Origin of the sequence: Desulfovibrio sp. 1188_IL3213 (genome assembly GCF_036763145.1) — a bacterium.
In the GTDB taxonomy this organism is placed as follows: Bacteria; Desulfobacterota; Desulfovibrionia; order Desulfovibrionales; family Desulfovibrionaceae; genus Desulfovibrio.
On the sequence record NZ_JBAIYR010000748.1, the window covers coordinates 1 to 252 of the forward strand.

Annotated in this window: 1 protein-coding gene; it reads left to right on the top strand. The window is 42.1% G+C overall.

Features of this window, described 5'->3' with window-relative positions; all coding sequences use genetic code 11:
• Positions 1-151 (top strand): integrase core domain-containing protein (locus tag V6C16_RS14840; protein ID WP_333543641.1); only part of this gene is annotated, 151 nt, incomplete at its 5' end.
• Between the last annotated feature and the right edge of the window lie 101 nt (positions 152-252).

A 252-nucleotide genomic window follows, 5' to 3' on the forward strand; every position in this document is an offset into this window, starting at 1 on the left:
AAAACCACAGCAGAATGCCTACATCGAGCGCTACAACCGAACAGTTCGTTATGATTGGCTGAATCAGTATATCTTTGAATCCCTGGAAGAAATACAGGGATTTGCTACGGCCTGGCTGTGGACATATCATTGCTGTCCGGCTAAGGGTTAAGAAAAAAGTCCAAAATCTCAATGCGATGTGGTATAAAGAGTTTGCGAAAAACTTTGCCACACAAGGAGATTTTGGACATGAGTCACCATAATACACTTTTC